The 13,240-nt window shown below is 53.7% G+C and carries 14 protein-coding genes; all 14 read right to left on the reverse strand.

The window, feature by feature from the left end:
- The coding region (locus GRH90_RS01850) for a hypothetical protein (RefSeq protein ID WP_162364182.1) at positions 1–1,693 on the reverse strand (1,693 nt) is incomplete at its 3' end.
- Between the two features lie 17 nt (positions 1,694–1,710).
- Positions 1,711–2,781, reverse strand: a complete 1,071-nt coding sequence (locus GRH90_RS01855) for an IpaD/SipD/SspD family type III secretion system needle tip protein (protein ID WP_162364183.1) — start codon at positions 2,779–2,781, stop codon at positions 1,711–1,713.
- 48 nt (positions 2,782–2,829) lie between these two features.
- Positions 2,830–3,906 (reverse strand): IpaC/SipC family type III secretion system effector, encoded by a 1,077-nt coding sequence (locus GRH90_RS01860; RefSeq protein ID WP_162364184.1) that lies wholly within the window; start codon positions 3,904–3,906, stop codon positions 2,830–2,832.
- 16 nt (positions 3,907–3,922) lie between these two features.
- Positions 3,923–5,587 carry a type III secretion system translocon subunit SseC family protein gene (gene sctE / locus GRH90_RS01865; RefSeq protein ID WP_162364185.1) on the reverse strand — a complete coding sequence of 555 codons (1,665 nt, stop codon included), beginning with the start codon at positions 5,585–5,587 and terminating at the stop codon, positions 3,923–3,925.
- A gap of 104 nt (positions 5,588–5,691) precedes the next feature.
- Positions 5,692–6,198, reverse strand: a complete 507-nt coding sequence (sicA, locus tag GRH90_RS01870) for a type III secretion system translocator chaperone SicA (RefSeq protein ID WP_162364186.1) — start codon at positions 6,196–6,198, stop codon at positions 5,692–5,694.
- 293 nt (positions 6,199–6,491) lie between these two features.
- Complete coding sequence (locus GRH90_RS01875) at positions 6,492–7,577, reverse strand: EscU/YscU/HrcU family type III secretion system export apparatus switch protein (protein ID WP_162364277.1); 1,086 nt, start codon at positions 7,575–7,577, stop codon at positions 6,492–6,494.
- Positions 7,577–8,344: a type III secretion system export apparatus subunit SctT gene (gene sctT / locus GRH90_RS01880; protein ID WP_162364187.1), complete on the reverse strand. Its 768-nt coding sequence runs from the start codon at positions 8,342–8,344 to the stop codon at positions 7,577–7,579. The genes GRH90_RS01875 and sctT overlap by 1 nt, the downstream gene beginning before the upstream one ends.
- Before the next feature lie 6 nt (positions 8,345–8,350).
- Positions 8,351–8,608 (reverse strand): EscS/YscS/HrcS family type III secretion system export apparatus protein, encoded by a 258-nt coding sequence (locus GRH90_RS01885; RefSeq protein WP_162364188.1) that lies wholly within the window; start codon positions 8,606–8,608, stop codon positions 8,351–8,353.
- 24 nt (positions 8,609–8,632) lie between these two features.
- Positions 8,633–9,289 (reverse strand): EscR/YscR/HrcR family type III secretion system export apparatus protein, encoded by a 657-nt coding sequence (locus GRH90_RS01890; protein ID WP_162364189.1) that lies wholly within the window; start codon positions 9,287–9,289, stop codon positions 8,633–8,635.
- The gene (gene sctQ, locus GRH90_RS01895; protein ID WP_162364190.1) at positions 9,282–10,226 is read right to left on the reverse strand and encodes a type III secretion system cytoplasmic ring protein SctQ; all 945 of its coding nucleotides are present in this window, start codon (positions 10,224–10,226) and stop codon (positions 9,282–9,284) included. The genes GRH90_RS01890 and sctQ overlap by 8 nt, the downstream gene beginning before the upstream one ends.
- Complete coding sequence (locus GRH90_RS01900; protein WP_162364191.1) at positions 10,223–11,110, reverse strand: SpaN/EivJ family type III secretion system needle length determinant; 888 nt, start codon at positions 11,108–11,110, stop codon at positions 10,223–10,225. The genes sctQ and GRH90_RS01900 overlap by 4 nt, the downstream gene beginning before the upstream one ends.
- On the reverse strand, positions 11,098–11,550 hold the full coding sequence (locus tag GRH90_RS01905) for a SpaM family type III secretion system protein (RefSeq protein ID WP_162364192.1): 453 nt from the start codon (positions 11,548–11,550) through the stop codon (positions 11,098–11,100). Before GRH90_RS01905 ends, GRH90_RS01900 begins: the two co-directional genes overlap by 13 nt.
- Positions 11,534–12,829 carry a type III secretion system ATPase SctN gene (sctN, locus tag GRH90_RS01910; protein ID WP_162364193.1) on the reverse strand — a complete coding sequence of 432 codons (1,296 nt, stop codon included), beginning with the start codon at positions 12,827–12,829 and terminating at the stop codon, positions 11,534–11,536. Before sctN ends, GRH90_RS01905 begins: the two co-directional genes overlap by 17 nt.
- On the reverse strand, positions 12,829–13,230 hold the full coding sequence (locus GRH90_RS01915; RefSeq protein ID WP_162364194.1) for an InvB/SpaK family type III secretion system chaperone: 402 nt from the start codon (positions 13,228–13,230) through the stop codon (positions 12,829–12,831). Before GRH90_RS01915 ends, sctN begins: the two co-directional genes overlap by 1 nt.
- Between the last annotated feature and the right edge of the window lie 10 nt (positions 13,231–13,240).

Below are 13,240 nucleotides of genomic sequence, written 5' to 3' on the forward strand. Positions count from 1 at the left end.
CAGATAATGCAGGGGATTGCGGCGCGCCCTTGGCGGAGAGCATAGCCTTGGTGGTTTCCGTTTGCGGGACACGGGTTTTCGTTGTCGTGGCAACGCCCGGTATGGCGCCTTCTGCCGGCCGGGCATTCCCCGGCGCGGATGCTTCGCGTAAAGCAGCATGTGCGGATACCGGGATGGCTTTTATGAGCGCCTCCATCGCTTCGGCCACCTCTTTCGTCGCAGCAAGCAATGAGTTGGATTTATTGGTAGGGATGCCCAGTTTGGCGCCCTCTTTCGTCGGGACATTAGCCAGATTCCGCGCGTTAAGATCAAACTCCGCGGGTCGGTTATATATTTTTTGCCCTATCCCGGGCGATACCCGCTCGAAATGGGTAAGCTGCGCCGGCGGCGATGCGCTAATCAGGCGGCTGATAAGTTGTTTGAGCGCGGGCGTGGGCGTGGCTATCGCCTGATCCAGGCCTGGGCCTGGATCGGTCTGAGTCGCTTTTACGTCGTTACGTAATGTAGTAGCACTCGTCTGGGAATCAGCGACTTTCTTGCCAACAACAGGCCGATGGACAAGAGATCCCCGCCGGTCAGGGTTGTTATCCGATTCCTGGGTATGGATACTACCCGTCGCCGTAGAGGGCAACAAATTAATAACCGGCGCAAATACAGTTTTATTGACCGGCGCATAGGTGAAATGATAAGACCCTGGCGCTGAATTCGCCTTGGGAGGCTCGATTTCAGCCGCGGTGGCTTTTCTATCATGCCGGTCGTTATTCCCTGCGGCAAAGGTTTGCTGTTCCGCATCGCTCGTCAGTCGCGCCGTCAGGGGAGGATTCTTCGCCTGATGTAAATCAGCCAGCAAATTAGGCAGTATTAAAACCATGTCCATATCGCGAAAGGTTTTTTCCAGTGATGAGGCTTGATAAGTCTGAATCCCCGACCGTATATTCTGGAAACATTGATAGGCGTTTTTCTCGACTAACTGCTCAATGTGGTTTCTATTTACCGCGTCGTGGCCGCGCCCCGTCTCTTGCACGATATAGTCAACCACAAACGGCTTGATTTTTTCATTGATGAATCGTTCTCCCGCTTTGGCGCCGCCTTCACCCTGAATGGTGTTCAACAGTAAGGCAAGCTTTTGCTCCAGGCCCCGGCGGCGCACGCAGACCTCTTTCTGCTCAGGACGGTAGCCGCCGAAAACTGAATTTTCGCCCAACTTATCTTTTAACATCATATCGGTCAGGTCATGCATAACCTTGTCGAGGCTGGCGCGTTGTTCCGCGGAAGGTTCGAGCTGACCGGCGAGAAAGTGAGCGTTGGCAATATGCTCCAAATGACGTTGGGCCAGTCTATTGGGCGTATTTTGCAGCATCTGCGCCAGCGTTTCCCGGCGGTTTCCGGCGCAGGCAAACAGGGCGTTCATGCTATCCTGCCGATACTGCCGCTTAAAATCGTTAATATTAATCGGTGAAGGGCTTGCCGCCGTCCGATCCGGGCTTTGGCAAAAGTCAACAGGCGCATCATCGGCGATAGAATACAGGGCGGGGCAACTCTTTCTGCCGCCGGAGACGATACTTCTATTGCCGGTCGGCACATTACCGACCCGCCGCGGATGGCTAGGGTTATTCAGCGCCCGTTCCGCCTGTCGGTTGGATGGCGCTTCCATATCGACAGGAGGGTGAGAAATTAAATTGGTTTTAGGCATGTGTCCCCCGTTATAAATCATCTGTCAGATTGAAGACTTTGGAATTGCCTTCTGCGCGCTTCAATCCACTCATTCAATCCTTTTATCTGAACATCTCGTTCGCCGAATTTATTAGTGAGCTGGGTCATTAATATTTGCATAGTATTTTGCAAGGTATCACCCTGCGCATTAAATCCGCTCTCCCAGGATTGATATTGAAATGAATTCATGGTTTTATCGACACCACTCTTCTCTAAGTCTTTTTTGATCGTCTCCAAAGGAGCCAGATCCACCCTGACGACCCATCCGCCGTTGGCTTCTTGCACACATTGGGGATCCATATCCCATTCCTGCGCCCATTTATCCGCATCCGCTCTGCTGGCGCTGCCCGACGCGGGGAACATAATGCCGGCGTTACCGGAAAATTTATCGATAAGCGTTTGCAGTTCTGCCAGGATGGCCTTGTCAAACTGCATGATGTCGTTACCGTTGCTATCCTTTAAAATGGTGAGGTACTGGGTTTTCTTCCCTTTAAAAGCGTTGAATTCACTTATCAACGAAGTAAAAGCCTTCACGCCGTTTTCATATTCCTGGTAAAAATTTTCATAAGCGGTGATATTTTTTATTCCTTTTAACCAAAAATCCGCCTCCTCCGTTGATAACGCGCCTAAGGCTCTGGCGCCGTGGATTTCGGCTTCCGCCTCGCGCAGGCGTAGCGTATTTTCCACGTGTTCACCCTCAGGCAGGCGTGGTAGCGAAAGAAAGGGCGGTTCCGGCGGCCGATTCGCAATGCTTAACGGCTCGGCATCTGGCCAATTGCGGTAAATTTCTTGGTAATCACGCAACTTTTCATCGAATAAGGCGACTTTATCCTGCATCAACCCTATATGTGCGCCAATTGAATCCAAAACGTCCAGGGATTTGTTTTCGGCATTTTCAATTAATGCATAACCTATCGCCGAGTTCCGGCGATTTGCACCAACCGCTGCTGAATCTGATTGATTCCCCGCGGTGTTGATGCTTTCCTTCTTTTCGTCCAAGAGCGGATCGCTCACTGCGCGACTGTCGACTTGGAATACCGGTGGATAATGGAAAATTACATTAGGCATGGTTGTTACCTCGCGCCGCGCTGCGATTACAGGCGGCGCATTGTATTTTTAAGCGCGGCCGTTGATGTGGTTCAGGTTTGCCGTATGATTCTGTCCCGTATCCTGCATCAATTTCAAAACCATCTGCGCTGCGTTTTCAGCGTCGGCGGTCCCTTTAACGCTTCCCTCGGTTAAGGCGGCTAACACCTGCGCTTGGCTTGACGACACGTATTCTTGCGACTCAGCCACAGCCACGCCCGCGCGGGTCGCGCCGCTGGCCACACCTGTAACGGGATTATTTAACATCTCCAGCAAATTACCCCGGTCACGTAACTTTGCGCTGTCGTTCTTTTTGATAGCGATATCCTGCTTGCTGGCCGCGATATCCTTCTTCAAGTTATCTAAAGCACCTTGTTCGAGATGTGCCTGGTTTTGTGACCTGATATTGTTCTCAGTGGACTGGAGCGGGCTGGTATTGCCTTGGGCGAGCTTTAACTCGGCAATATTACGATCGTTTTTCAACCCCATTAGCTTGGGTTCATCATGTTTTGCTATTCCGCCGTCAATTTTAGTGGCCTTGCTGCGCTTGCTGTACGAGCCGCCCGCCGCCGTAAATCCCAAACCGGCCTGGGCAATGCTGCCGCCAAGCGCGGCCGCGCCTGACGCCCGCTTCATATCGGCGGTGTTTTTTACCGCCGCTTCATTAAGCAATGCCATGGTTTGCGTATTCTTCTGTTCCGCCCGCTTGCCTTCCAGCTGTGCCTGCATAATTTGCGATAAGAGGAGCATAATTGACGCCGATCTGGATTGTGTTTTGTTCACGTTGGCGACGCCGTCCGCAACGTCCTTCTTGTCGCTTACGGTGGTTTTTTCACCCGCCGTCATCAGCATGGGATTTACCCCCGTCTTGACGATTTTCTCAAAGTCTTCAAGAGTCGTTTTAGGTACGGACGGGTCGGGCGCAACGAGTTCAATCTTGTGCGCGTCCAGGGATCCCTCTGCGTCGCGGGATAGTATATTCGCCAGATTCAGCATCTCCGGCCCAAAGCCAAACGACGGATTTACCTGTTTTTCCGGCGCCTCCTGGGATGTAAGCTCATTAATCCTGTGTTCATTTTGGGTATTGATCGAATTTAAATAGCTCATGGGAAACTCCTGTTGGTTATGCTTGGTTGCTTGATAAACCCTGCCTGTTCTGAATGGACAGGGTCGTCAGGTCGTTTAAGGCCATCCACTGCTGGTGAATAGTTTTTTCAGCCTCGCTGAATGCTTCAAGAAGTGCCGTCAGTAATTTTCGCAGTTGCTGATGTTCCGCCAGTTGCTGATGGAAGTCGGCCAACGTCCCCGCCATTTTATTTTGCAGTATGCCTTGATATACCGTAGCGCCGGACTGTGCTGCCTCCGCGCTTAACATCATTTTGTTGTTAAGCCGGTCGAGCCTGTTGACGTGGCGCGCCATAGCCAGCCGGTCCGTACTGAAGGAAAGTTTTTCCATCACCCGCTTTACGCTATTATTGATAACGGCGCCGGATTGACCGGCCACATGCTTAAGCACGTCGGGCACCAGCTTTTTGACGGCGTCGGTTAACATTTTGCCCAATGCCGAGGAAGCGATTTTGCCGCCGGCGGATTTCCCCACCACCACTATGGCGACAATCAACGCCGCCGCGACCAGGGCGCCGATAATCGCGCCTACCATACTTGCGATATTGGCATTGATGCCAAGTCCTTCCAGCATTTTAGTAATGGCCTTGCTAATCATATCGACCAGCGGTTTAATAATGCCCTCCATCAAGGGTCGCAGCGCCTGCTCCATAAAAGATACGCCGGTGACGGCTTTGCATATCTCGTCACCCATCATCAAGGCCAATCCCACCGCCGCCAGCGCCAGGCTGGCGCCGCCGCTGAAAATTGCGCCGGCCACGCTTATAAGGGTAATAAGCCCGCCGAGTATTTTGCCCACGCAGCCCATGGTCCGATTGAGTTCCTCGGACTTGCGAACCTGATCGGCGTATTCGTCGGACTTCATTTTCATCTGTTCCTGCTTGAGCACCTGCATACGCTGATTGAATTTGTTGTCTTCCTTCAGCGATTTGATATTGCTGTCTTGTTGCACTTTGTTCATAGCCAGGATCAGGCCCATTAAGCGATCAAGCGCGTTGAGCACTGGCTTCGGATCTTCCTTGGCCGCGCCGGGCTGCAGACTTTTGGAATAGATTTCGTCAAGCTTTAGCATGCTTTTTTCAGCGGCGGCATACGAGGCATCCGCCCGAACCAGCGCGCTCTGCAGCCGGGTCTCGGCCTTATTTAATGCATCCTGCGCCTCGGATAGCGTTTGCAGCGCCGCCGCAAAGGCATCATCTTCCGGCGGAATCTGGCTTAGCGCCGCTGCCGCCTTGTCAAACGCGAGCCGTTTTTCCACCAGCTCGCTTTGGGCATGTTCCAACGCCAGCACATCGCCTTCGGCAGCGGCCAACGCGGCCTCGCTCGCTTGAATCGCCTGCTGGTATTCAGCCGCCAGGGCCGCATTGGCTTGATTCATTGCCACGCGCCTGGCCGAGGCTAACGTTAGGCGGTCCGCCAGCAGTGCCAGCGAAGAGTTGGCCCATATCTTCTTGACGATATTAAATAACTGGGCTAATCCAAACCGGCCGGTAAAGCTATTTTCCTGGGGGGCGGTAAGAAAGGGCGCCAGGGAATCAGCCGCGGCACTCCGTGGCGCGGGTAATTCAGTTCCAGTCGAGGCATTGGCGCTGAGACTGGACAATAACGCCTGGGTCACCTGTCGTGTGTGATTATTCAGGGACTGGCTTTGCTCCCGTGACATCCCCACAGCATTATTAATTTGGACACCGGCGCTTTCGGAGTGTTGATGTTGTAATTCAATGTTATTCGTGGAAAGAGGGGCATTAAGATTATTGGCGATCTCCGTCATGTCATATCCTCATTTTGTAGTGTATCTTCACTGGCCGGATCCGATTTCTTAAGATTATTTAAATATACTCCAGCGCGTATTTTCAGCGATTCATCCTGGCTTTGTTCCATGACGAGTTCGAAACATTGCCTGGCTTTATTAGTCTTTTGCAGTAACAGCTGGCATTGGCCGTTAAAGAATATCGGGCGATAATCATTCTGTGCCAGGGAAAAGGCTACCGCATAAATATCCGCCGCCTTTTGATACTCTTTTTTTAACTGGTATACCGCGCCAAGCCCTATGTAATACTCCGGATTATAGAAATCATAGATACAGAGAAACCGGAAAAATGTAGCCGCTTCATCTAATTGACCTTTATTATAATAATTATACGCATGGGCATATAACCCTTCCATCATATCTTGGGGTATATCATGTACTTCTTTTAAAGTGATACCACTATTTACCGCATTCCATAGCAGATCTGCAATATGGTCTTCACTGACGTTATCAACAACACTCATATATTACTCCTGAATATGTCATCACCGACAATGATGGTGACCTGATTGAAACACTAAGGAGAAGTAAAAACTTTCAATTATCGCTTAATCATTAATGTCATGTGCCGGAAGGAGAATTGATTGCGCCAGGACCTGATTCGCCCTGCTTAATTTGGTATATTCTGCTCAAATACCACAGACTGCGCTTTCTTCGCAGCCATCGGTTCTTTTGCCGCGCGCATCTGCTACGCCCGCAGCGCGCCTTACCACGCTAACACAGCCGCCTCCTGTTCCAGCGTGGCACCTACGGCTTGCTACTCTCGCGGGACGTTTTCATTATCTTCAGTAATTGGGCCAATCGCTTCCCGCCGCCATGCATCTTCAACTTCTTTCAACCACAGCAACACCTGGACGATTTCGTCCAACGCCTCCGAACCAATAAAAGTATATATTTTATTGGTTTTGTAGATCTTTCTCGCCAACCGTATATCCCTGACCACCGGCACGCCGATTTTTTCCGCGTAGGCGCGTACTGCCAAGGCCCGCTGATTGCACTCTCTTAACGAAACAAACGGCGCCGGCACTACGTCGGGGTCAAAATAAATGCCTATGGCGATATGAGTCGGGTTTACCAAAATAAATTGGGAATCCTTAATATTGGCTTTCGTTTGTTCCGAAAGGGTTTCCCGGTGCAATTGACGTCGCCGGAATTTTATCTCCGGATTGCCTTCCTGTTCCTTGAACTCGCGTTTGACCTCGTGTTTTTCCATTTTTAATTCTTTGATATGCAGGAAATAATCCGCAAGCGCATCCAATATCGACACCAGAATAATGCACAGCAGGCAGGTAATCACCAATGACAGCAGCAGCTCCCGCCAAATATTGACCAGGTTTGCCACGCTGCCGTGCAATTGGGCAAAGATCAGCCGCTTATTGTTGTGCCAGAAGATCATCGCCGCCGCGGCGAAACAGCCTAGATGCAGCATGGCTTTGATGCCGTCCTTGATAGTCCTGATGCTAAAGATTTTTTTAAACCCTTTGGTTGGGTTTAACGCGCCGAAATTGATTTTCAGCGCCTTGGTGGCAAGCATAAACCCGGTTTGCAATAGCGTGGGCAGCGCCGACGCCAGCACGCATGCCAGCAGGATGGGCAATATCATTTTCAGCCCTAACAGCATGATGGCGGTGCTATAGGCCTTTATTTCCATAGCAAAGTTGCCGGCGATAATATTGCGGTAGGCCTCAAGCAATTGCGCCAATGAACTGACCTTGGTCAGCCAGGCGATACCGCACAGCAGCAGGCAGGCGATAATCAACTCGCGACATTTAAACGTTTGCCCTTTTTTCGCAGAGTCTTTCAGCTTTTTTGGCGTCGGTTTTTCCGTCTTGTTTGCCATAATTAATCAGGTTTCAGCCATATGTCCAATACACCTGGCCCGGGGGCCAATGATTTAAACGCGTCGGGCAAATACGGGGAGAAATATAAAATCAGCACCATAAACGCGATCATGCTTTTTATTGTCAATGAAATAGAGAACGCGTTCATTTGCGGCGCAAAGCGCGATAACAGTCCCAAAATCATTTCCGATAATAACAGACAGGCCAGCACCGGGCTTGCCAGTATTATTATCTTGCCCATCAGGTGGCCTACAATCCCAAGCACCGGCTTTAGCGCCGGCGTGCAGGTTTGCAGCGGATCGCATAGGAGATAGCTTTGCTGGAAGGTCTCCAGCAGCAGCAGCATACCGCCACCGGCCAGGAACAGGGCGCCGGCAAACAAATTGAACAGATTCGACAGCTCCGAGGTATCCACGCCGCTCATGGGATCAAAGGTGCTGCTTACGGTGGCCCCGCGCTGATGATCGATAACGCTGCCGAGGCCGTGCATAATCCAGAATGGCAGGGCGAACAGGATGCCTAAAATCAAGCCGATAAATAATTCTTGCGCCAGCACGGCCAAAAAGTTGATCTCATCCGCCGGCAGCCGCTCGAGAGAATAAGGCCACAGGGACGCGCCGATAAAGATTATCACCGGCATGCGTATATTCATGCTGATGATATTGCTGGTTAAAAAGGGCAGCAATAAGAAAACCGGCGTAATCCTGGCGGAGGTGAGGATCATGACGCTGAGCCAATGCTGTAAATCAAGCCATGCGGAGAAATCCATGATGGGTTACCGGCTCATGGCCATTCTGATAACTTCCCGGCCAAAACCCAGCAACGTCTCGCCGTACCAGCCTGACAAAACAAAAAGACATAACGTAACAGACAACAACTTAATACCGAAAGGCAAGGTCTGTTCCTGCAGTTGTAAAACTGTTTGCAACAGCCCTACCATTAACCCAACCACCGTCGCAACCAGCACAGGTCCCGCGGAAAGAATTAACACCAGATATAAGGCTTTATTGCCGGCAAATACGACGTCATTCATTTTTAAACCCTATTCATACTTAATTCAGGTAGCGAGATCGATATATTGCATAATTAACCCCTTGGAAAGTAATGTCCAGCCATCAAGCACCACAAACAATATTAGTTTAATAGGCACTGATATGGTAATCGGACTCATCATCATCATACCTAAGGAGAGCAGGATACTGGAAATCAGTAAGTCCACCACCACAAAAGGCAGATAGAGATAAAAGCCGATTTTGAATGCATTTTTTATTTCACTCAACGCGTAGGCGGGCAGCAATGCCAACATCGAGGGCGTTGCTTCCTCTTCTTCATCCGCACGATCCCTGCTTTGTCGGGACTGGGCTTTTTCAAAAAACTCGGCTAATTCCGGGTCGGCGTATTTTTGCAAATAGGCTTTATAACCGCTCATGCCGTTTTCAACAAAATCAACCACCGTTTCCACGCTGGTGAACTGGACGTTTTCTTCAGTAAAGGCGTTATAAGCGTCCCGCGCCACCGGCGCCATGACAAACATCGCCAATATCAGCGCCACGCCGTTCAAGGTCATGTTCGAGGGAACCTGCTGCAGCCCCAACGCATTCCGAACAATAACAAATACAATGGAAAATTTGACGTAACAGGTTCCTGAAGCGATTAAAAATGGCAGTAACGATAGGAATGATAGCGTGGCGATCATCCCGATTTCATTAGTCATGGGGGCTATCCGGATTGAGTTCCGTTATTTCGACCCCGAGGCGATCTTCCAATTGCACCAACTCGCCCCGCGCCAGCAAATGGCCGTTGCTTCTCAGCTCGATCCTTTGCTCGCAGGCAGGATCCAGCTCCAGGACCTTGCCTGCGAATAACGCCTGTACCTCGCCAATCGACAGGAAGCGCCGCTGCAAAATAAACTCCACGTTTAACGGCAGCGTGGTCAATGCGTCGGGCAAGGCCGCGTTATCAAATGACGGCACATGGCCCTCCGCGGGCGGATGGTATTCTTCATAAATTTCATCATGGCTTTCATCAATCATGATCATCTCCTCTCTTTGGCAAAAATGTCCCGTCCGTCGGCCCTGGCATGTCACCCGACGTGTGAGCGTGGTAATCAACACAATATCCCCGACGGCAAGAGTGCTTGCCATCCCCGCCGGCAGCCTACTGGCGCCGAGGATAAATTCCACCGCCAGCGGCACGCCCAGCAGGCCATGGCAGGATAGCCCGGGCATCACCAGCCGCCGGGGGGCGAGCGCCTGCAGCCAGACCGCACACTCGCGCGCGTTTACCCTGGGCAGGGGAACCCGGTCGCTTACCTCCGGCGGCATAACGCCTTGCGCCTGTATGCGCCGATAGTCCAGCGCGCCGTCGGCAAACGTCAGGGGGCGGGGCATGGAATTGAATAACGCCACGATCTGCCGATCGTCACAGGCGTTGGCCGCCATGGCGGCCAACGCCGGCGCGGTCTGCGCCAGCCATTCACGCGGGTCCAGCAGCGCCCGCCACTCGCCATCGTCGGCGTTTACCATTATCAGCGACCCCGCCGCCGGGGGTAACGCCAGAGCGACGGCAACGCCGCCCGCCCGCCAGCCCGCCAGCGCCAGATGCCAGGACGCCTGGGCCCTTGGCAGTTTGCGCAGCGAAAGTTTACTCACTCGTCATCCTCCTGCTTCTGTTCCTGATGCTGGTCCCGCTGCTGCCTGCGTTGCTCATCCCCCGCGGGCAATATCCGGTAATCTCCCGGCATCTGGTGGTTAGCCATATGCCTGATCACTTCATGGCTAGACGGCGACAACGTGACACCTTGGCCGGTCGACACCCGGACCGAATGATCGCCCGGCACCGAATGAAAGGCGTAGGTCAGGGTGTGGCCGGCGTTCGCGCCGCGGTTTTCCTGGGACATATTTGCCTCGGGGCCGGGGTTCGCCTGCCGGGGCAAGGCGGGATGCCCGACCCTGGCCTCGGCCAGTTGATTTTCCGACGGGGTTGGCGTGCCCTGGGTAGCGCCTGGCGGTAATCCGGCCAGGATCCGCGCATCGACGGATTCGCCCGACGACTTGTCAGCCGGAGTCCGGCCGCCATCGCCGGGCGCAGGTTGGTTATCCCCCTCCGGTAAAGCAGTCTGCGCAACCATGGCGCCGGCGCGCGCGCCCTCGTCCCGTGGTTCGCTGTTTTTCATAGCCGCGCCGGCCAAAACGGGGAGACACTTCACCCGGGCGGGTAAGGTTTCTCTTTCCCGCGCCGCGGCCGATGGTTCCTGAGCTTGGTCCGGGAACTGGATCTGTCGAATCGGCATGGTGGTTTTAGCCGTTATTAACATCCCATTGAGGGTAAGGACATCCTCCCGCCGCGCCATCGTCGCGGGGATAAAGGCGTAATGGCCGTTATCCGCGGATGCCTGCTTTGGTTTTCCACGCAATTTTTTGACGTCCATGCCGTCTTCATCGCGGCGCAGCCGACGGGCGATATCGTCGATGCTCTCCACGGAGTTATCCGGGGAAACGGCAAGACCGCGTGCCAGGTTGTCTATGATGACCATGTGATAATCTCCTGCGTTTCATCTTCTTCCTGACGCAAGCCGGTAAGCCTGAAGGCTTTTTTGCGCTGGTCCGCCCAGTTCAGGTACTTTTTATGCTTACGTTCCCAGTGCAGCTTTTCCGTCCTGAGGGCCGCTAGCTGACGCGTGAGGTCATCGCGCGTCTGGAGCAGTTTTTTCTCCTGGACTTCCAGCTCTTTTATTTTCTGCATAAACACCGCGATACGGTGCTGGCACAGAAAAAGCCGGGCTTTGTCCAGCATGCCGCTGGGACGTTCCTGTTCAATCAGCTGTCGCAAACCGTTTTTCTGCTGTTGCAACGAGGCCGCTTCCTCTTCGTTCTCACGCAGCTGCCGCTCGGTGCCGACGCGGCGCATGTCACAGCGACGCACGCTGGCGTCAGAGCGGCTGATAAGGGTTTTGATATTACGCAACGACGTCATACATCACCCGCAGGGTCGTGGCAAAATCGGTGCTTTCCTGCGTAGACTGGCGCAGCAGGGCCGACAGCGCCTGCCGCTTACCCATGGCGCGGTCATTTTCCGCATTTTCACCGGGTCTGTACTCGCCCAAATCCAAAAACACCTGCAGTTCCTCGAGCCGGGTCATCAGGCGGCGGACCTCTCCCGCCAGGGATTGATGCTGCCCGTCGGTGACCTGGCCGGCGACCCGGCTGATGCTGCGCAGGATATCGATGGCCGGATAATGGTTTTGCCCGGCTAGCTTGCGGCTCAGGTAAATATGCCCGTCAAGGATGGAGCGTATTTCGTCGGCAATGGGATCCGGCTCGTCATCGCTTTCCAGCAATATGGTATAAAACGCGGTGATGCTGCCGACACGGGTATTGCCCGGTCGCTCGAGAATGCGCGGCATGGCGTCGAACACCGAGGCCGGGTAACCGCGCCGCGCCGGCGGCTCTCCCGAAGCCAGGGCCACGTCCCGCAGCGCGCGCGCATAACGGGTGATGGAGTCCAAAAACAGCACCACCTTTTTACCCCGATCGCGAAAATACTCCGCCACCGTGGTGGCCACCATGGCCGCATTGCACCGATCCAGCGAGGAGAAATCCGAGGTGGCGTACACCAGCACGCATTTATCCTGCCGGCCGGAGCGGCGCAGGGACTCGGTGAATTCCGTCACCTCCCGCCCACGTTCGCCAATCAGCCCGATGACAAACACATCCGCCTCGGACCGGTCGATCAGCATATGCATCAGGACCGTCTTGCCGCACCCGGCCGAGGCGAAGATGCCGATCCGCTGCCCGGTGCCGCAGGTCAGCAGGCCGTCGATGGCCCTGATGCCGGTAATAAAGGGCGCGTCGATAACAGCGCGCTCCAGGTAGGAGGGCGCGTTGATATCGATGGGCCGGGTTTCCGGCTGCGGCCCGGGCGCCGGGGAATGCAGCCGTTCGACAATATTTCCCATGGGATCGACCACCGCGCCCAGCAGATCCATGCCGACGTCGATCCCCAGTTGGGCGCCGGTGGGATGCAAGACCACATCCCGGCATAAACCACGGCCGTGCCCTATCAGGCTCAGCACCGTGCGCTCTCCCTGGAAACCCAGCACCTGGGCCCGGGCGACAATCTCCGCCGAGCGCCAGTCGCGGCGAACTTCGCAAATCTCGCCCACCGCGACTCCCGGCAGCTCCGCCTCGATAATCGGCCCCGCCAAACGCAGAGGTAAGGCCTGTCGCAGCAGCAGCCTCAGCTTGCCGGTCATTAATGCATAACCCTGACAAATCCTTCGAGGCGATCAAAATAACCGCTCAGGGCCACCGCGAAATTTTGCGCGCTTTGCAGGCATACCGGGTTTAATAACGCTTTCAGTTCCAGGTAGCCTTCATTCCTGGCCAACAGGAACTGCTCGCCGCGGATAAATTCGGCGCCGCGCATATGCTCGGTCAATAACTCCGCCGCGCATTGTTTCACGGTCGCTTCATTATATTCAGCGATGCGCGACCACAGCCAGATATCCTCATCCTGGCTGCTTATATAGATGCTTGGCAAATCATTAAAATCAAGAGCAATAGTTGAATGGCTATCAAAATTATCCAACAAATCGGGATCACAGCCACTTTCCATTAAGGCTTCACGCACTAAAGCGGCGATATCAACATACATGTTCAATACT

Origin of the sequence: Acerihabitans arboris (assembly GCF_010131535.1) — a bacterium.
GTDB lineage: Bacteria > Pseudomonadota > Gammaproteobacteria > Enterobacterales > Enterobacteriaceae > Acerihabitans > Acerihabitans arboris.